This is a genomic window from Priestia sp. SIMBA_032 (genome assembly GCF_046535215.1).
GTDB classification, from domain to species: Bacteria; Bacillota; Bacilli; order Bacillales; family Bacillaceae_H; genus Priestia; species Priestia aryabhattai.
In genome coordinates this window covers 1-340 of sequence record NZ_JAWRXD010000275.1, presented here as the reverse complement: position 1 = coordinate 340, position 340 = coordinate 1, and the positions used below count along the sequence as shown (strand labels likewise).

Sequence of the window (340 nt, the reverse complement as noted above, 5' to 3'; positions counted from 1 at the left end):
AGCTGTCGTTGGTGCTGGCTTAAGTGGTGTAGAAGTTGCAAGTGAACTTCGCGAAAGCCGTTCTGATTTAAAAATCTATTTATTTGATAGAAAAGATAGAATTTTATTCCCGTATCCAGAGAAATTAAGTAGATACGTAGAAGAATGGTTCGTAAAACATAAAGTTAATATTATAAGAAACTCTAACATTACAAAAGTGGAACCAAATATTGTGTATAATCACGATGAACCACTTGAATGTGATGCAATTGTCTGGACAGCTGGTATTCAAGCAAATGAAGCTATTAGAGAGCTTCCAATTATACAAGACAGTATCGGACGGCTTGTCTTAACGAAAAAT

General features: G+C 34.7%; 1 protein-coding gene. It reads left to right on the top strand.

The features are described 5' to 3' along the window. The coding region (locus SB717_RS34350) for an FAD-dependent oxidoreductase (protein WP_410907318.1) at positions 1-340 on the top strand (340 nt) is incomplete at both ends.